This is a genomic window from Micromonospora phytophila (genome assembly GCF_023656545.1).
In the GTDB taxonomy this organism is placed as follows: Bacteria; Actinomycetota; Actinomycetes; order Mycobacteriales; family Micromonosporaceae; genus Micromonospora; species Micromonospora phytophila.
The window spans coordinates 26162-43630 of record NZ_JAMOKF010000012.1 but is presented as its reverse complement, the minus strand read 5'-3'; the positions used below and the strand labels follow the sequence as shown (position 1 = coordinate 43630).

The window sequence follows — 17469 nt, the reverse complement described above, 5'->3', positions numbered from 1 at the left end:
CGTCCGCGCCACCCGTCGACGTGCCGGGCGCTGTCGCGGCGGCCGGCGTCCGACCGCCGTCGCCCGGTGACGGCGCCACCGCGACCGCCGCCGCGCCCACCGCACAGGCGGCGACCACCCCGGCCACCACCACCCGTCGTCGGATACGCATCCGCAACCCCCCTGTGCCACGTGGTCCTGACCGGGCGCCCACTCGGCCGGAACACCCCGGCCGACGGCTGCCCCGACGGACCCGGAGGAGTCTAGGGGAAAGGCGCTCACCACGGGTTCCCGCCGGTCCGGTGGCGGCCGTCCGCGACGCGCCCGCCGGGGCGGGTCGCCGGGCGGATGGGCATCCCACGGCGCCAGGTGTCGACGTGGTTGCGGGCCCGACGACGGGAGGTGTCCGACGTGGTTGCGGGCCCGACGAGGCGAGGTGTCCGACGTGGTTGCGGAACCGACGACGCCAGGTGTCCGACGTGGTTGCCGACCACTTTCAGGCGAGGGAGTCGCGCCACTGTCGGTGCAGGGCGGCGTACCGGCCGTCGACGGCGGCGAGCTGCGCGGGTGGGCCGTCCTCGACGATCCGGCCGCCGTCGAGGACCAGCACCCGGTCGGCGATCTCCACCGTGGAGAGCCGGTGCGCGATCACCAGCGCGGTGCGCTCGCGCAGGATGGTGCCGAGCGCGTGCTGCACCAGCCGCTCGGTGGGCACGTCGAGCGAGGAGGTCGCCTCGTCCAGGATCAGCACGGTCGGGTCGGCCAGGAACGCCCGGGCGAACGCGACGAGCTGCCGCTGCCCCGCCGAGAGCCGCCCGCCGCGGCGGTGCACCTGGGTGGCGTACCCGTCGGGGAGGGCGGCGATGAAGTCGTGCGCGCCGATCGCCCGGGCGGCGGCCTCGACGGCGGCGTCGTCGGCGCCGGGGCGGCCGAACCGGATGTTCTCCGCCACCGTGCCGCCGAAGAGGTGGGTCTCCTGGGTCACCAGCACCAGCGCGCGGCGCAGCTCCGCGTCGGCGACGTCGCGCAGGTCGACCCCGTCGAGGGTGACCGTTCCGGCGACCGGGTCGTGGAACCGGGCGAGCAGCTTGGCGATGGTGGACTTACCGGCCCCGGTCGGCCCGATCAGCGCGACCGTCTGCCCGGCCGGCACGGCGAGGTCCAGGTCGGTCAGGATCGGCGCGTCCGGACGGTAGCCGAACCGCACCCCCCGGAACGCCACCGCGCCGTGGCCCGGGCCGGTGGGCAGCGGCACGGGACGCGCGGGTTCGGCCACCGCCGGGCGTTCGTCGAGGACCCCGGCGAGCTTCTCCAGCGCCGCCGTCGCCGACTGCAACGAGTTGTAGAACTGGCTCAGCTCCTGCATCGGCTCGAAGAACCGCCGCAGGTAGAGCAGGAACGCGGCGAGCACCCCGATCTCGGTGGCCCCGCCCAGCACCCGCCAGCCGCCGTAGCAGAGCACGACCGCCACGGTGACGTTGCCGATCACCTTGATCCCCGGCGAGTACGTGGCGATCAGCCGGAACGCGTGCAGGCTGGTCCGCCGGTAGTCGTCGCTGACGGCGGCGAAGATCCGCTGGTTGCGGGGCTCCCGCCGGAACGCCTGCACCGCGCGGATGCCCCGCATCGACTCCACGAAGTGGACGATGACCAGCGCGATCGCCTCCCGGTTGCGCCGCCACGCGTCGGCCGACGCCCGGGCGAACCAGCGGGACAACCAGAACAGGAAGGGGAACGCGAGCAGGGTCACCGCGGCCAGCGGCAGGTCCAGCCAGAGCAGGATGCCGGCCACCGACAGGATCGACAGCACGGCCAGCACCAAGCCGTCGATGCCGCCGCCGACCAGCTCGCCGATCGAGTCCAGGTCGCTGGTGAGTCGGGAGACCATCCGGCCGGAGGTGTACCGCTCGTGGAACGCCACCGGCAGGCGCAGGAAGTGCCCGTACACCCGCTGGCGCAGGTCGAGCAGGACGGCCTGGCCGATCCGGGCGGAGAGGGTGAGGAAGCCCCGGCGGGCGGCGTACTCCACGACGGCGGCGGCGGCGAACGCGGCGGCGACCGCCGCCAGCGGCCCGGTCCGGCCGGAGCGCAGTGGCGCGATGGCCCGGTCGATGCCGAGCATCACCAGGTACGGCCCGGCCATCGCCGCCGCGTTCTGGCCGAGCAGCAGCGCGACGGCCATCCCGAGCCGGCCCCGGTGCGGGCGCAGCAGGTCCCGCAGCAGCACCCGGCTGCGGGTCCGGAGCCGGGCCACCGCCTCCGGTGCGGTGTCCTCGGCCCGGCTGCGGTCGGCGTCCGGGTCGGTGGCGATCCCGCGCCACCGGGTCAGGTCCGCCCCGGTCGGATGCGCGGCGCGGTCGGTCACGACCGCACCAGGCCACGACCGCCGGGTGCGGGCTCGTCGCGCCCGACGGGCGGCACCGGGTCGTCCGGGGCGGGCGTCGGTTCCGCCGAGAGCACCGCCCGGTACGCCGGCACGGTGGCGAGCAGCTCGGAGTGCCGGCCGACGGCGGTGATCCGGCCCCCCTCCAGCAGTGCCACCCGGTCGGCGAGGGCGATCGTGGAGGGACGGTGCACCACCAGCAGCGCGGTGGTGTCCCGCAGCACGCGCTTCAGCGCGGCCTCCACGAGCGCCTCGGTGTGCACGTCGAGGGCGGACAGCGGGTCGTCCAGCACCAGTAGCGCCGGCCGGCCGAGCACCGCCCGGGCCAGCGCCAGCCGCTGCCGCTGCCCGCCGGAGAGCGACAGCCCCTGCTCGCCCACCCGGGTGGCCAACCCCCACGGCAGCTCGTACGCGAAGTCCGCCTGAGCCAGCGCGAGGGCCGCGCGGACCTCGTCCTCGCCGGCGTCGGGGCGGCCCAGGGTGAGGTTCTCCCGGACCGACATGGAGAACAGCGTCGGCTCCTCGAAGGCCACCCCGACCAGCCGGCGCAGCGAGGCCAGCCGCAGGTCCCGCAGGTCGTGCCCGTCGAGGGTGATCCGCCCGCCGCTGGCCTCGTGCAGCCGGGGCACCAGGGAGAGCAGGGTGCTCTTGCCGCAGCCCGTCGCCCCGACCAGAGCCAGGGTCTCGCCCGGCTCGACGGTCAGGTCGACCTCCCGCAGCACCGGTGTCGCGGCCCCCGGGTAGCGGAACGAGACCCGCTCGAACCGGAGCCGGCCGCGCACCTCGGCCCGGGACAGGCTGATGGCGGCCGGGGCGTCCACGATGGCCGGTGGGGTGTCCAGCACCTCCCGGACCCGGTCGGCGGCGGTCGCCGCCTCCTGCCCGTTCGCGATGATCCAGCCCAGCGACTGCACCGGCCAGATCAGCATGAGCTGGAGGCTGACGAAGGCGACCAGCTCGCCGATGGTCAGCACCCCGCCGGCGGCGGCCGCGGCCCCGGCCACCAGCACGACGCCCAGGGTCAGGTTGGGCACCAGGTCGAGCTGGGCGGAGGTGCGGGCCAGCAGCTGGCCCTTGCCGACCCCGGTGTCGTGCAGCGCCCGGGCGCCACCGGCGAAGCGGGCGGCCAGCTCCGGCCCCCGCCCGTACGCCTTCATCGTGCGCAGCCCCTGCGCGGTCTCCTCGACCAGCGTGGCCACGTCGCCCTGCTGGTCCTGCATCCGCCGGGACGCGGCGTGGTAGCGCCGGGCGAAGCGGCGGGTGATCAAAAACAGCGGGATCGCGCTCGCCGCCACCAGCAGCCCCAGCGCGGGGTGCAGCCGGATCAGCAGCACCACCACGACCAGGTAGGTGACCAGGTTGAGCACCAGGAAGAAGAGGCCGAAGGAGAGGAACCGGCGGATCACCGACAGGTCGCTGGTGATCCGGGAGAGCAGCTGGCCGGACTGCCACCGGTCGTGGAAGCTGGCCGGGAGCCGTTGCAGGTGGGCGTAGACGTCGTCGCGGATGGCCGCCTCGATCCGCATCGAGGAGGACGACTGCACCCAGCGCCGGATGAAGATCAGCAGCGCCTCGACCAGGCCGAGCAGCAGGGCCAGCCCGGCGAGCCGGAACAGCCCCGCCGGGTCCTGCCGGGCGACCGGGCCGTCCACCACCCGCTGCGCCACCAGTGGCACGGCGATGCTCGCCGCGGTGGCGGCCAGCCCGGCGACCAGCAGGCAGCCGAACTCGGTGGCGTGCGGGCGCAGGTAGTGGCGCAACCGCCAGAGGCTGTGCAGCGGATGTCGGCCGACCCTGGGGGCCGGGTTGCCGTCGCTCTCCGCAGGCACTACCCGACGGTAGCGTCAAATGGGAGCGGAACCGGTGTCAGCTTGTTGTCAACCGCCGCTCATGACCGAGAAGCCACTTCTTCACGTCCAGCCCCCAGCGGTAGCCGCCGAGCGTCCCGTCGGTGCGCAGCACCCGGTGGCAGGGGACGAAGAGGGCGGCGGCGTTGCGGGCGCAGGCCGCCGCGGCGGCGCGTACGGCGGCGGGGCGGCCGGCGAGCCCGGCGAACCCGGTGTACGTCACCGGCTCGCCCGGCTTCACCTCGCGCAGCACCTGCCAGGCGTGCGCCATGAACACGCCCCCGGTGTGCTGCTCCACCGGCACCGCGTCGATCGCGGTGAGGTCGCCGTCCAGGTAGGACGCGACGGCGACGCTGACCGGGCCGAGGTCGGCCCGGTGCCGCAATGGGGCCCGCAGCCCGGGGTGCACCAGGGGCAGCAGGGTCTCCGGTGCGGGGGTGAAGCCGGCCGCCCGGACCGCCCCGTCCGGCCCGGCCACGATGCTGAGCGGCCCGGCGGGGGTGTCGATGACGGTGCTGTCGTTCATGCTCATGCTGCTCTCCAGAGTCGGATCACCGCGTAGGAGCGCCAGGGGCGCCAGCGGTCGGCGTACGCGTCGAGGGTCTTCGGGTCGGCGGGCAGGTCGAGGGCGGCGGCGCCCCGGCGTACCGCGAGGTCGGTGGGGAGCAGGACGTCCGGGTCGCCGAGGGCGCGCATGGCGACGTAACCCGCGGTCCAGGCCCCGATCCCGGGGAGCGCCAGCAGCCGCCGGACGGTCTCCTCCCGGTCCCCGCCCGGCTCCAGGTCCAGCGAACCGTCGGCCACCGCCCGCGCCAACCCCCGGATGGTCTCCCGTCGCCCCACCGGCATCCCGAACCCCTCATCCACCACCCCCAGAACCTCCCCCGCACTGGGAAACCCCCGCAGCGCCGCCGGGTGCTCCGGTCGATCATGAGGTTGGCGGTGGTCCTGGAGATCCAGGTCGCCGTCAACCTCATGATCGACGGACTTGGGTTGGGGGGTGGGTGGGTGGGGGAGGTGGGAGAGGAGGCGGGTGAGGGTGGTGCGGGCGGAGCGGACGGAGACCTGCTGGCCGACGATGGCGCGCAGGGCCATCTCGAAGCCGTCGACCGCCCTCGGCAGGCGGATGCCCGGTTCGGCGGCGACGGCACCGGCGAGTGCCGGGTCGCCGGCCAGGGTGCCGTCGATCGCCTCCGGGTCGGCGTCGAGGTCGAGCAGGCGGCGGCAGCGGGCCACCGCCGGGGCCAGGTCGCGCATGTCGGCCAGGCGCAGGGTCGCGGCCACGTGTCCCGTCGTGGGGGTCAGCGCCACCTCGCCCGCGCCGTGCGGCAGCCGCAACCCCCGGCGGTACGTCCCGTCGCCGACCTGCTCCACGCCGGGCAGCGCGCGCAGCGCCAGGAAGTCCAGCAGCGCCGCCGCGTGCAGCGGCGGGCGGTACGCCAGCCGCAGGGTGATCGTGCCGGCCCCGCCCGGCGCGGAGTGCCGGCCCCGGGCGGTACGCAGTTCGGACGGGGGCACCCCGTACACCTCGCGGACGGTGTCGTTGAACTGCCGGACGCTGCCGAAGCCCGCGGCGAACGCGATCTCGGCCATGCCCAGGCCGGTGGTCTCGATCAGGGTGCGGGCGGTCTGCGCGCGCTGCGCCCGGGCCAGCGCGAGCGGGCCGGCGCCCATCTCGGCCCGCAGCATCCGGTGCAGGTGCCGCTCGGTGTAGCCGAGCCGGGCGGCCAGCCCGGGGATGCCGTCCCGGTCGACCACCCCGTCGGCGATCAGCCGCATCGCCCGACCGACCACGTCGGCGCGGACGTCCCACTGCGGCGAGCCGGGGGCGGCGTCGGGGCGGCAGCGGCGGCAGGCGCGCAGCCCGGCCCCCTGGGCCGCGGCGGCCGAGGGGAAGAACCGGACGTTCTGCCGCTTCGGCGTCATCGCCGGGCAGGACGGCCGGCAGTAGATCCCGGTCGAGGTCACGCCGGTGTAGAACCAGCCGTCGAAGCGCTGGTCTCGGCTGTCGACCGCCCGGTAGCACCGTTCGAAGTCCAACTCCACGACACCGATGATGCTCCTGCTCGCGGCGCTGGGCTCGCGGGAATCGGACGTGGGCGTGCGGACGGCCGGGCCCGTTCGCCCTCGTCCCCCCACGCACCCCCGTCTGCTGTCACCGACACGCGCGACGCTGCACGGCCGGGCCGGGACGGGATTTCCGGGTCGGAAAGTGTCGGTAGTGGCCGGTACCGTCCCGGCACCAACTCAAGAAGGGGCGCGGCGATGGCGAGCGTGGCGGGTCGGGAAGCGGCGTCGACACGGGACGGGCACCCCCCGCTGGACGGCGCCGTGGTGCAGGGCTTCTACGACCGGATGCGCGCGGTCGCCCCGGCCGCGGTCGGCGCGATTGAGCGGGACCGGGCCGGTGACCCGGGGCGGGCCTTCGGCGACACCGCCTGCGGCCGGCTCGTCCGCTCCCTCGACGCCGACGGCCTCCGCGCGCTCGGCATGTGGGTGCACCACTGGTGCATGCGGTTCTACGACGACGACACCCGGGTCGCGCTGCGCCTGGTCCGCGAGATCGCCGGCCGGGGCGGGCTGGGCTGGACGGCCGACGAGGTGCGCTGGATGCTCCGCGAGTCGTACGCGGCCGGCCCGGCCGCCGAGGCCCGGTTCACCCTGCCGCTGGCCGCCGCCGGCGAGCTGGCACCCGGCACCCTGCGGGTCGAGCCGGTCATCCCGCGCCAGCCCGGCCCCCGCGACTGACCCACCGGCCCGCGGGGCTCACCGGTCGACCGGAGGGACCGACCGACCGGTCCCCGCGACCGGCCGGATTGTGCACGCGACCGATCCGCCGGGCGGCGCGGCGGCAGTTGCCCTGCCACGGTCGCGCCGACCGCCAGGGCGAAGCCGGCGAGCTGCCAACCCGTCATCGCCTGGCCGAGCGCCGCCCAGCCGAGCGCGGCGGCGGTGAGCGGGCTGAGCGCGCCGAGCAGGGAGACCTGGGTGACCGGCAGCCGGGCGGCGCCCCGGAACCACAACGCGTACGCCAGGGCCGTGCCGGCCAGGGTCAGCCAGGCGTAGCCGGCCAGCGCGGGCAGGTCGGGCGTGGGCGGTGGGCCCTCGACGAGCAGGGCCAGCGGCACCACCATCAACCCGCCCGCGGTGAGCTGCCAGCCGGTGGCGGTCAGCGTCCCGACGCCGGGCGGGCGTCCCCAGCGGCGGGTCAGCACCAGCCCGGTGCCCATCGCGGCGGTGGCGGTCAGCCCCGCCGCAACGCCCACCGGGTCGAGCCCGGCGCCCGGGCGCAGCACCACCAGGCTGACCCCGACCAGCGCGGCGAGGGCGGCCGCCAGCGACCGGCGTCGGGGCCGCTCGCCGAGCACCAGCACGGTCAACCCCGCCACCAGCAGCGGCTGGGTGGCGCCGAGCACCGCGGCCGCACCGCCGGGCAGGTGGTACGCGGCGTGGAAGAGCAGCGGGAAGAACGCCCCGATGTTCAGCGCTCCGAGCACGAGCGAGCGCCACCACCAGGCACCGTGCGGGCGGTGCCGGGTCAGCGTGAGCAGCAGCAGGCCGGCGGGGAGGGCCCGGATCACGCCGGACCAGAGCGGTCGGTCGGGCGGCAGCAGCTCGCTGGTGACCAGGTACGTCGTGCCCCAGGCGGTCGGTGCGGCGGCGGTGAGCAGGATGTCGACCCGGCGGCGGTCCATCGCCCCTCCTCGAATAGCTTGGGCGCAAGTAGCTTAGAGGTAAGCTACTTGACGTCGAGCGAAGTGGAAATGCGAGGTGCGGCACAATTCGGAGGTGACCGAGCGGGACGACGTGGACGGCATCGTCGAGCAGTGGCAGCGGGAGCGGCCGGACATGCGGCCCGAGCCGATGGCCGTGTTCGGCCGGATCTACCGGCTGGCCCGGGTGGTCGGGGACCAGCAGGAACGCACCTACGCGCGCTGGTCGATCAGCCGGGGGGAGTTCGACGTGCTCGCCGCCCTGCGTCGCGCCGGCGAGCCGTACACCCTGGCGCCGAAGGCGCTCGCCGCGTCGCTGATGCTCACCTCCGGCGGGATGACCGGGCGGCTGGACCGGTTGGAGCGGGCCGGTCTGCTGCGCCGCTCGCCCGACCCGGCGGACCGGCGCGCACTCCAGGTCACGCTGACCCCGGCCGGCCGGGAACTGGTCGAGGAGGCCGCCGAGGCCGGGCTGGCCGTGCAGCGCAGGATGCTCGACGCGCTGCCCCCCGAGGACCAGGACCGCCTCGCCGACCTGCTGCGTACGCTGCTCGCCGCGGTGACCGACCGGGCGCGGTGAGGCGACCGCGGACCGCGCCGACGACGGTGGCCTGAACCGCGACCGAGCCTCGCGGACAGCCCCTGCCGACCACCTCGTCGGGCGACCGTGACCGTGGCCGGCGGTGGTCGCGGGTGGCGCCTCGGGCAGGATGGGCGGGCCGGACCCCGACGGAAGGACGACTGTGCCCGCCAGCGAACCGACCATCCTCGCCACCAGCATGGGCATCTACGCCCCGCGCCGCGACGGCGGGCCGCGCCGGGTCAACCCCGTCTTCGACCTCGCCGCCGAGCTGGCCGGCGCCGGGCCCGAGCCGCGGATCTGCTTCCTCAACCAGGCCGAGGGCGACCAGCCGACCACGCTGGCCCGGGTCTACGAGGCGTTCGCCGGCAGCCGGTTCCGGATGACCCACCTGGCGCTCTTCCCGATGCCGAACGTCGACGACATCCGGGACCACCTGCTCGCCCAGGACGTCGTCTGGGTGGGCGGCGGCAGCGTGGCCAACCTGATCGCGGTCTGGGGGGTGCACGGCCTCGGCGACATCCTGCGCGAGTGCTGGGAGGCGGGCGTGGTGCTCGGCGGGGTCTCCGCCGGCTCGATCTGCTGGCACACCGGCGGCGCCACGGACAGCTTCGGCACCACCCTGCGCGGCTTCACCGACGGGCTGGGCTGGCTGCCGCACGGCAACGGGGTGCACTACGACAGCGAGGCGCAGCGCCGGCCGCTGATGCATCGGCTCGTCGGCGACGGGACGTTGCCGACCGCGCACTGCACCGACGACGGCACCGGGCTGCTCTACCGGGGAACCCGGCTGGTCGAGGCGGTCGCGGACCGCGAGGGCGTCTCGGCGTACGAGGTCAGCCGGGGTCCGGACGGCAGCGTGCGGGAGACCCCGATCGCGCCGCGCCTGCTCGGCTGAGTCAGCGCGCCGGTGGTCGGTGCCGGCGCACGGCGTCGAAGACCTGGGCCAGCTCGGCGGCGTCCTCGCCGGCGTGGTGCGTGTGCGGCACGCCGGTCAGACCCAGCTCGTGCTTGATCGTGCCCTTGTGGGTCTGCGCCCACTCGCAGCCGGTCAGCCCCATCCAGTAACTGCGCAGGTCGACGCCGGACCCGGTGGCACCGAACGGGCTGTGGCCGGTGAACCGGGTGAAGTACCAGTGCACGAACATGCCGTCCCAGACGGCCGGGGCGGCCAGGAACACCGGCCGGCCGACCTTCCGCAGCCCATCGACCCACTTCGCGGCGGCACCCATCGCCTCCTCGGCGGTGGGTGCCTCCCGCAGCAGCCGGTTCCGGTCGAGCCCGGAGACCGCGAGCGCGGCCGGCACGAACTCGTCGGAGATCGGCTTCAGCTCGGTGTAGAAGGCCAGCTCCGGGTGGCCGGCGACCGCCATGCCGAGCGAGATCATGCTGTACGGCCCGGGGATCGGCCCGTCCGCCTCCACGTCGACCGCGACGTACAGCTCGGGCAGCCGGCTCATCTCGCCTCCTCGGGTCGCTGGCGTCGGTCGGGGCAGGTTAGCAACGCCCCGTCCGTCCCCGGCGACCGTTTTTACGACTCCGGCGACCACACACCGGCCTGCCTGACCGGAAGCGTGGGGCACCGGCGTAAGCTGGCTCGTCGTGAGTCTCACCATCGGGATCGTCGGCCTGCCCAACGTCGGCAAGAGCACCCTGTTCAACGCGCTGACCAAGAACGACGTGCTCGCGGCGAACTACCCGTTCGCCACGATCGAGCCCAACGTCGGCGTCGTCGGGCTGCCGGACGAGCGGCTGGGCGAGCTCGCCGAGATCTTCAGCTCCCAGAAGGTGTTGCCCGCGCCGGTGTCGTTCGTCGACATCGCCGGCCTGGTGCGCGGCGCCTCCAAGGGGCAGGGTCGGGGCAACGCCTTCCTGGCGAACATCCGCGACGCCTCGGCGATCTGCCAGGTGGTGCGCGCCTTCTCCGACCCGAACGTGGTGCACGTCGACGGCAAGGTCTCCCCGGCCGACGACATCGAGACGATCAACACCGAGCTGATCCTGGCCGACCTCCAGACCCTGGAGAAGGCGCTGCCGCGGCTGGAGAAGGAGGCCAAGCTCCGCAAGGACCGGGCCGCCGCCGTGACCGCCGCCAAGAAGGCCGTCGACCTGCTCGACACCGGCGTCACCCTCTACTCGGGGGCAGCCGGCGCGGGGATCGAGCTGGAGCACCTGCGCGAGCTGCACCTGCTCACCACCAAGCCGTTCCTCTACGTCTTCAACGTCGACGAGGCCGAGCTGGGCAACGCGGAGTTCCTCGACGAGCTGCGCGCCCTGGTCGCCCCGGCCGAAGCCGTCTTCATGGACGCCAAGATCGAATCCGAGCTGGTGGACCTCCCCGAGGAGGAGGCCCGCGAGCTGTTGGAGTCGATCGGGCAGAACGAGCCCGGCCTGAACCAGCTCGTCCGGGTCGGCTTCCGCACGCTCGGGCTCCAGACGTACCTCACCGCCGGGCCCAAGGAGGCGCGGGCCTGGACCGTCCCGGTCGGCGCGACCGCGCCGGAGGCCGCCGGGGTCATCCACTCGGACTTCCAGCGCGGCTTCATCAAGGCCGAGGTGGTCTCCTACGGCGACCTGGTCGCGGCCGGATCGATGGCGGCGGCGAAGGCCGCCGGCAAGGTCCGGATCGAGGGCAAGGAGTACGTCATGCAGGACGGCGACGTCGTGGAGTTCCGCTTCAACGTCTGATTACGGCCCGTTCCCGCAGGTCAGCCCGTTGGGTCGTCGCTTTGGGGCACACCGGGGGCGCAGCCCCACGCGTCATCGACCGCGCGGCGGGTGCGTTCCTTCGAGTCCGGCATCAGGTGGCCGTAGGTACCAAGGTCCGAGGGCGTGTCCGATCGATGGATGCGACGTCTCGTCGTTGAACGGCTGTTCAGGCGAGGCACTGGCCGCCCGGCAAGGTGCCGACCACTTGCTGCTGCCCGCCGCCCCGGCCGCCTGCGTCAAGGTAGCCCACCACGCAAACGGCGCCAGCCGGTACGGCGTACACGATGCCGTGCCGTGGCGCCGGATCCGCTGGCCCGGCGGGTCGTACGACGATGTCGGTGAAGCCGGCGGTGGTGAGCACCTGCCGGATCTGGTCGGCCATCTGCTCCGGGCTGTCCGTGGCCGGAAACATCCGCCGGCGGGCCTGCTCCGCCACGCACTCCTCGGTGACCGGCCGGGCACAGTCAAACCTCATCCGGTCCAGCGCCGCGCGGACGGCCTCGGCTGCGGTCTGTGCCTCAGCTCGCTGCCTCGAGCTGAGGTTGCTGCGGCCCAGCTCGTCGTCCACTACTCGTTGGCAGTAGGTGGGGTCGTACTGACCGGCGGGGCCGAACCATCTGCAGCGAATGGCGGGGCCGGACGTATCGGCCGGAGCCGGTGTGCCTGAAACATCCTGCCATTTTGAGCCGGCGGTGGCGGTGGACCCGGTGCCCGGCGTCGGGGACGGCGGCCCGCAGGCAGTGAGTGTCAGGGCGGCGAGCACAAGCCCGACCAGCGCCGTCCGGGAGGAACCGATGATTGGAGCATGCGCGTGCACTGCCGCAGCATAGGGACGCGCCGGCCGATCCGGTGCCCCGGTCGAGACCGGCCAGCACGGTGTCGGCGGCGCTTCGGGATGGCGGTAGAGAGTGGACAAGGGTCACCACGGCGCGGCGCCAGACTGCCCGAGTAGAGGTGAGCTTGAGGCCCGACGGGGGTCGAGCCTGGGGCCGACGACTTGAGTAGCCAAGCGGGTAGCCAAGGCGATGCACCCGGCCGGACGATCGCGTACCTCAGCGGAACCGTTGAGCAGCGCCGGACGAGGCTGACCTTCCTTCGCCAGCTCCTGGCAGTGTGGGGCACACAGGGGGCTTCCCGCAGGTCAGGCAGTCGGGCCCTTGCGCCAGACCGACACGTGGCTCTCGCTGTCGGTCGTGAAGGGCGCCCCGGCCCAGTCCGCCACGCGCTGCTCCAGCGTCAGGCCGGCCAGCCGCGCCATGAGGTCGCACTCGGCGGGCCAGATGTAGCGGAAGTTGCTGTAGCCGTAGCGCGTGCTCCCGTCGTCCAGCCGCCGGTAGTGGTGAGAGGTCCCCTGCTGCGTGACCATGTCGTAGGTGTCGAAGCCGACGTGCCGGTCGGTCACCTCGAACGGCACCGCCGACTGCCCCGGGGGGAACCGCCGGATGCCCGGCACCCACAGTTCGACGACGAAGCGGCCCCCCGGCGACAGGTGCCGGGCAGCGTTGCGGAAGCACTGCACCTGCTCGTCCTGGGTGCACAGGTTGCCGATGCTGTTCCACACGACGTACACGAGCGAGAACTGGCCGGGGACCGTCGTCGTGGCCATGTCACCGATGACGACCGGCAGGTCCTCCGCGGGCACCTTGCGACGCAGCCGGTCGACCATCGGCTGCGACAGCTCGATCCCGGTCACGGGAATGCCTCGGCCGGTGAGCGGGATCGCCACCCGACCCGTGCCGATCGCGAGCTCCAGCGCGGGGCCGGAACCCGCCAGCCGTGCGAGGAAGTCCACGGCGGGATCGAGCACTTCGGGTGCGAACATGTTGGCCGAGAGGTCGTCGTACCGCTCCGCGGTGTCCTCGTCCCACAGGTCGCTGCTCGTCACGGGCACGAGCCTGCTCGCCTCCCGGCGGCTCGCGCCACCCATTTACGAACGGGGGCGTGCGTCGACCGGGCAGGCTGGGTCACGCCATCGGACAGCGGCCCCTGGTTCCGCTGCAAGGTCTGACGCTGGTGTTCCCCGCAGGTCAGGACGGTGTGTCCGCGTTCCGGGGGGCACCCGGGGCGCGGCCGGACGCGTCATCGGCGCCAGGGCGGGTGCGCAGGTGCTCGATGTAGACCAGCGCCACGCTCAAGGCCACCGGCACGGCGAGGCCCCACCACGCGCCATAGACGAAGCCGAGGACGACCGCCACCGGCAGGCCCAGCAGCAGCGCCAGACAGACCGCCCCGACGAGTGGCGGGACGTCCTCGTCAGCGTCCGTCGACGGGCCTGGCGACCCGGGGAGCTCGGGATGGGGAGCGGGTAGGTCGCAGAAGGCCCGCAGCAGTTCGGCCTGGGTGCGCGCCGCCTGGCACGCCGCCCACCGCTGCTCGTACTCGGCAGGCTCCAGCCGCTCGGCGTCGAGATGCTCCTCGAGAGCCTCGCGCGCGGCCTCGCGCTCCGGTGCGCCGATTCTCAGGTCGGGAGCGGATCCGTCCACGTCGTGGACGAGGTCCTCGGGGTTGGTCACCGGCCGATGGTAGGGCAGCCACGCCGGACAGCCACGTCGCTGGGCTAGAGCGTGATCCAGTACCGCCGTGCGGGTCCGAGTTCGGTGTCCCGGACGTCCTCGAGTTCGCCGCCGTGGTGTTCGATCGTCTTCGCCGAGGCGATGTTGTCCACCTCGCAGGTGACCAGCACCCTCTCCAGGCCGAGCGCCCGTGCCTCACCGAGCATCCGGCCCAGGGCCCAGGTGGCCAGACCCCGCCGCCGGGCGGACGGCCGGATGCCGTAGCCGATGTGGCCGCCGACCCGCAGCAGGAAGTCGTTGAGCGCGTGCCGCAGCGCGATCCCGCCGAGCACCTCGTCACCCTCGACGATCCATCGGTAGGTGCAGTGCACCTGGCCGGCGGCCAGCGGACGTGTCCGGTCCGACTCGTCGGACAACCGGGCCACCCAGGCCGCGAACCCGGCAGGCGAGTCCACCTCGTCGAAGGGCCGCAGCCCGAAACCGTCCTCATGAGCGCCGGGACCCCAATCGTCACGCGCCTCGAGCCAGGCGGCGTGCAGCCGGACGGTGGGCGCGATCAGTTCGGGCATGCGGTGACGCTACCGCCCCACGTCGATGCCTGACCGACCCGCGCTGGCACCGGTCGAGGCATGGATGCCAGGGCGGTCGCGGCGGTGGTGTCGGTCGTCGGAGCCACCTGACGGCGGCGGGCCGGGTCGTGCCCGGGCTGGTCGGGGGCTGTCGGATCGTGGGCCCGGGTGCGACAGTGTCGCCATGACGGACCGCCGTGCCGACGAAGCCACCGGCACGAGTACGGCCGGATGGCTGCGGGTCGTGGTGACGGTGCTGAGTGCGGCCGTCGCCGGACCGGTGCTGCTGTTGTACGGCTGGCTGCTCCTGTGGTTCAGCCCCGAGATCACCAATCCGGGCCGGTGTGCCCGGGAGTCCGGCGAGTGGGGGCCCGACAACGGGACGTTCGTCTGGGTCGTCGCCTGTGCCGCGGGGGTGGCCGGGGCGCTCTGCTTCGGCCTCGCCCTCAGGCGGATGCACCGGGGCGGACGGTGGTGGCCGTGGCTGCTCGCCGCGGCGGTGTTCCTGGCTGCCGGCCTGCCGGTGGTGGGGGCACTGTCGTCCGCGGCCTGGTGTCCGCCGGCGCCGTGACCGCACGGTGAGCAGGCGGCACGGGGTGCCCGTGACCGGGCACCCCGCACCCCGCACCCCGCACAGGAGGGTCAGAGCGCGTCGGCGAAGTCGCGGAGGCTGCCCGGCCAACCGCCGTCGCTGCCGACGGCGTCACGCACGCCCTCCCAGCCGGGCCCGTGGGCGTCGAGCTGGTCGTGCACCAGGTCGACCCGAGTGCCGGTGTCGGTCGGGGTGAAGGTGACGGTGACCCGGCTGCCCACCGCGTCCGCCGCCGGGGGCTTCCAGTCGGGGCCGATCAGCCAGGAGAAGGCGAAGGCGCGGGGCGGCTCCCAGGTGAGGACGCGGCCCCAGGCGCAGACCTCTCCGGCGTCGTTCTCCTCCCACATCCGGCCGCCGACGTGCGGGTCGAGGCCGACCTGCCGCAGCTCGCCGGGCTGGACGTGGTGGGCGCGGGGCCACCACCGGTCGATGCCGTTGGTGAAGACCTCGAAGGCGTGCTCGGGGGTGGCGGTGACGTGGATGCTGCTGCGTACGGCGGTGTCCTGGTCGGTGGTGTGTGATGTCATGTCTTCTCCTCCGGTGGGTTCTCGGCGGCCTGCGCGAACGCCGCCAGGGCCTGGTTCCAGAACTGGTCGAAGTAGCCGCGGATCGCTGCCAGGCCCTGCGGGTCGACGGCGTAGATGCGGCGCGTGCCCATGGCCGTCGACGCCACGAGCCCGGCGTCCCTGAGCACCTTGAGGTGCTGTGAGACGGCGGGTCGGCTGACCGGGAGGTCGCCCGCGATCTCGGCGACCGAGCGCGGACCGGCGCCGAGGAGTTCGAAGATGGTCCGCCGGGTCGGGTCGCCGAGGGCTTCGAGCATCCGCCCTTGGTAAGTGGCCACGAACGGTAAGTCTAGGCTTTCCGATGGCGGAGTCAAGGCGTACGGCGGCGGGCAAGGGCGAAATCGTGCGGAGTCCAGCCGTCCCGCTCAGTCCGGCGGAATGTTGTGGTTGAACCGGAACATGTTGTCCGGGTCGTACCGCTTCTTCAAGGCTCGTAGCCGGTCGAGGTTGCCACCGAACGCGGCCCGGACCAGGGCGGGGTTGTCCTCGTACAGGCCGGGGAAGTTGACGTACTCGGCCCGGGTGGAGAACGGTGCGAGCACGTCGAAGACCCGCCGCCCCCAGGCGATGCCGTCGCCGTCGACGCCGGGATCGGTCCACTTGCCCTCGATGCCGATCAGGTACGCCGCCGAGCGGTCCCCGTACGCGGCGTCGTCCGGCGTGAACCGGGCGTACCGTCCGCCGAGCTGCCACACGTCGAGGTTGGACTGCGTGGACGGGCTGGCCTCGTTGAGCGTCACTATCGCGTCGACGGCCTCGTCGGTGAGCGCGTCCAGGTAGCGGGACTTCCAGTAGCCGCGCATCTCGCCGGCCGCGTAGTCGGCGTCGAAGAGGCGCTGCGCCGCCAGGTACGGCTGGACGGCGCTGAGGTCGGCCAGCGGAGCGCCGAAGTCCCGCAGCCCGCGGAGCGCCTCCGCGCCGGCCGCCGGGTCCCCGCAGTGCATCGCCATGAAGGCCAGCCCTGGTCTGCCCTGCTCCGCCTCGGGCACCTCGTCCTGTTCCGGGTTGTGCCACAGGGTCGCGATGGCAGCGACCTCGTCGGGGGCGCCGCGCGCCCAGTCGCGGTAGAACCGCAGCGCCGCCCGCGCGTCCTCGCCCCGGTGCAGCACGTACGCGAAGTAGACGTCGGGCCCGACCGGGTGCGCCTGGAAGTCGAACGAGGTCACCACTCCGAAGTTCCCGCCGCCGCCGCGCAGCCCCCACAGCAGGTCGGCATCGCCGTCGGTGCCGGCCCGGACCAGCGTCCCGGCCGACGTCACCACGTCCGCGCCGACGAGGTTGTCGCAGCAGAGCCCGTAGCGGCGGCGCAGCCAGCCGAACCCGCCGCCGAGGGTCAGCCCGGCGATGCCGATCCGGCTGATCACCCCCATCGGGACGGCCAGCCCGAACGCCTGCGTCTCGTGGTCGAGCTCGCCGACGGTGACGCCGCCCTCGGCCCGGACCGTCCGCCGGCCCGGGTCGACGCGTACGCCCTTCATCGCCGACAGGTCGATCATCAGGGCGTCGTCGGCGACGGCGCTGCCGCCGGTGTTGTGCCCGCCGCCGCGGACGGTCACCACGAGGTCGTGCTCGCGGGCGAAGGTCACGGCCAGGATCACGTCGGCGGTGCCGGCGCAGCGCAGGACGAGTCCGGGCCGCCGGTCGACCAGGCCGTTCCACACCGCGCGGGCGTCGTCGTAGCCCGGATCCTCGGGGCCGACGAGGGTGCCGCGGAGCCGGTCCCGCAGCGCCGCCACGTCGGTCCCGGCCACGATCCCGACCTGGCCGGAGAGCGTACGAAGCTGCGTCTCGGCCATGGTGCGCCGCCTCCCGGTGCTCGTCGTCCCGTCCTACCCCTAACGCCGGGTGGGCCGGGGGAGTGGCGGCACTCCGCTCCCGGAGGAAGCGATGATCCACTCGATGTCCGTGACATCGGCCCCTCCATCCGACGTGGACCCCCCGATGTCCTGAACATCGAGTCGATCAGTCTGCCGGGCTCGCCCAGGCCGGCGGCGGGGCTGGCCCTGCTCGCCGCGGCC

At 73.9% G+C, this 17469-nt stretch carries 16 protein-coding genes and 3 pseudogenes; 5 read left to right on the top strand and 14 right to left on the bottom strand.

All coding sequences use genetic code 11. The features are described from left to right. Positions 1-475 precede the first annotated feature (475 nt). The 5 genes and pseudogenes from NCC78_RS03950 to NCC78_RS03935 form a co-directional block, all read right to left on the bottom strand. A complete protein-coding gene (locus tag NCC78_RS03950) occupies positions 476-2344 on the bottom strand; it encodes an ABC transporter ATP-binding protein (RefSeq protein WP_250791780.1) in 1869 nt (622 codons plus the stop codon). Further along, a complete protein-coding gene (locus NCC78_RS03945) occupies positions 2341-4191 on the bottom strand; it encodes an ABC transporter ATP-binding protein (protein WP_250791779.1) in 1851 nt (616 codons plus the stop codon). The genes NCC78_RS03950 and NCC78_RS03945 overlap by 4 nt, the downstream gene beginning before the upstream one ends. 37 nt (positions 4192-4228) lie before the next feature. Then, positions 4229-4741, bottom strand: coding sequence for a methylated-DNA--[protein]-cysteine S-methyltransferase (locus NCC78_RS03940; RefSeq protein WP_250791778.1), 513 nt, complete (start codon positions 4739-4741; stop codon positions 4229-4231). Beyond that, positions 4738-5115, bottom strand: a pseudogene (locus NCC78_RS32395) (DNA-3-methyladenine glycosylase family protein); the annotation flags it as partial. The pseudogene NCC78_RS32395 and the gene NCC78_RS03940, both read right to left, overlap by 4 nt. Positions 5116-5220: 105 nt before the next feature. Further along, positions 5221-6255 (bottom strand): annotated as a pseudogene (locus tag NCC78_RS03935) (bifunctional transcriptional activator/DNA repair enzyme AdaA); the annotation flags it as partial. Between the two features lie 219 nt (positions 6256-6474). Between NCC78_RS03935 and NCC78_RS03930 the strand changes: the two are divergent. Continuing rightward, positions 6475-6957: a hypothetical protein gene (locus NCC78_RS03930; protein WP_250791776.1), complete on the top strand. Its 483-nt coding sequence runs from the start codon at positions 6475-6477 to the stop codon at positions 6955-6957. A gap of 179 nt (positions 6958-7136) precedes the next feature. Here NCC78_RS03930 and NCC78_RS03925 read toward each other — a convergent pair. Continuing rightward, positions 7137-7904, bottom strand: a pseudogene (locus tag NCC78_RS03925) (EamA family transporter); the annotation flags it as partial. Between the two features lie 94 nt (positions 7905-7998). Between NCC78_RS03925 and NCC78_RS03920 the strand changes: the two are divergent. Continuing rightward, positions 7999-8502, top strand: a complete 504-nt coding sequence (locus NCC78_RS03920) for a MarR family winged helix-turn-helix transcriptional regulator (RefSeq protein WP_250791775.1) — start codon at positions 7999-8001, stop codon at positions 8500-8502. Positions 8503-8665: 163 nt separating this feature from the next. Then, the gene (locus NCC78_RS03915) at positions 8666-9400 is read left to right on the top strand and encodes a Type 1 glutamine amidotransferase-like domain-containing protein (protein ID WP_250791774.1); all 735 of its coding nucleotides are present in this window, start codon (positions 8666-8668) and stop codon (positions 9398-9400) included. Between the two features lies 1 nt (position 9401). Here NCC78_RS03915 and NCC78_RS03910 read toward each other — a convergent pair whose 3' ends face one another. Next, positions 9402-9962, bottom strand: coding sequence for an exonuclease (locus NCC78_RS03910; RefSeq protein ID WP_250791773.1), 561 nt, complete (start codon positions 9960-9962; stop codon positions 9402-9404). Positions 9963-10104: 142 nt separating this feature from the next. Between NCC78_RS03910 and ychF the strand changes: the two genes are divergently transcribed. Then, positions 10105-11190, top strand: coding sequence for a redox-regulated ATPase YchF (gene ychF / locus NCC78_RS03905; RefSeq protein ID WP_250791772.1), 1086 nt, complete (start codon positions 10105-10107; stop codon positions 11188-11190). A gap of 187 nt (positions 11191-11377) precedes the next feature. Here ychF and NCC78_RS03900 read toward each other — a convergent pair whose 3' ends face one another. The 4 genes from NCC78_RS03900 to NCC78_RS03885 form a co-directional block, all read right to left on the bottom strand. Next, positions 11378-11686 (bottom strand): hypothetical protein, encoded by a 309-nt coding sequence (locus tag NCC78_RS03900; RefSeq protein WP_250791771.1) that lies wholly within the window; start codon positions 11684-11686, stop codon positions 11378-11380. A gap of 666 nt (positions 11687-12352) precedes the next feature. Next, positions 12353-13096, bottom strand: coding sequence for a class I SAM-dependent DNA methyltransferase (locus NCC78_RS03895; protein ID WP_250791770.1), 744 nt, complete (start codon positions 13094-13096; stop codon positions 12353-12355). Positions 13097-13238: 142 nt separating this feature from the next. Then, positions 13239-13724 carry a DUF1707 SHOCT-like domain-containing protein gene (locus NCC78_RS03890; RefSeq protein WP_250791769.1) on the bottom strand — a complete coding sequence of 162 codons (486 nt, stop codon included), beginning with the start codon at positions 13722-13724 and terminating at the stop codon, positions 13239-13241. Positions 13725-13768: 44 nt separating this feature from the next. Next, positions 13769-14293, bottom strand: a complete 525-nt coding sequence (locus NCC78_RS03885) for a GNAT family N-acetyltransferase (protein WP_250791768.1) — start codon at positions 14291-14293, stop codon at positions 13769-13771. Positions 14294-14477: 184 nt separating this feature from the next. Here NCC78_RS03885 and NCC78_RS03880 point away from each other — a divergent pair, with 184 nt between their 5' ends. Continuing rightward, positions 14478-14864, top strand: coding sequence for a hypothetical protein (locus tag NCC78_RS03880; protein WP_250791767.1), 387 nt, complete (start codon positions 14478-14480; stop codon positions 14862-14864). 71 nt (positions 14865-14935) lie between these two features. Here the strand turns inward: NCC78_RS03880 and NCC78_RS03875 are convergent, their stop codons facing one another. The 3 genes from NCC78_RS03875 to NCC78_RS03865 all read right to left on the bottom strand — a co-directional run bounded on the left by NCC78_RS03875 (position 14936) and on the right by NCC78_RS03865 (position 17247). After that, the gene (locus NCC78_RS03875) at positions 14936-15412 is read right to left on the bottom strand and encodes an SRPBCC family protein (protein WP_250791766.1); all 477 of its coding nucleotides are present in this window, start codon (positions 15410-15412) and stop codon (positions 14936-14938) included. Continuing rightward, on the bottom strand, positions 15409-15729 hold the full coding sequence (locus NCC78_RS03870; RefSeq protein ID WP_250791765.1) for an ArsR/SmtB family transcription factor: 321 nt from the start codon (positions 15727-15729) through the stop codon (positions 15409-15411). The genes NCC78_RS03875 and NCC78_RS03870 overlap by 4 nt, the downstream gene beginning before the upstream one ends. Positions 15730-15816: 87 nt before the next feature. Then, complete coding sequence (locus tag NCC78_RS03865; RefSeq protein WP_250791764.1) at positions 15817-17247, bottom strand: FAD-binding oxidoreductase; 1431 nt, start codon at positions 17245-17247, stop codon at positions 15817-15819. Positions 17248-17469: the final 222 nt, after the last annotated feature.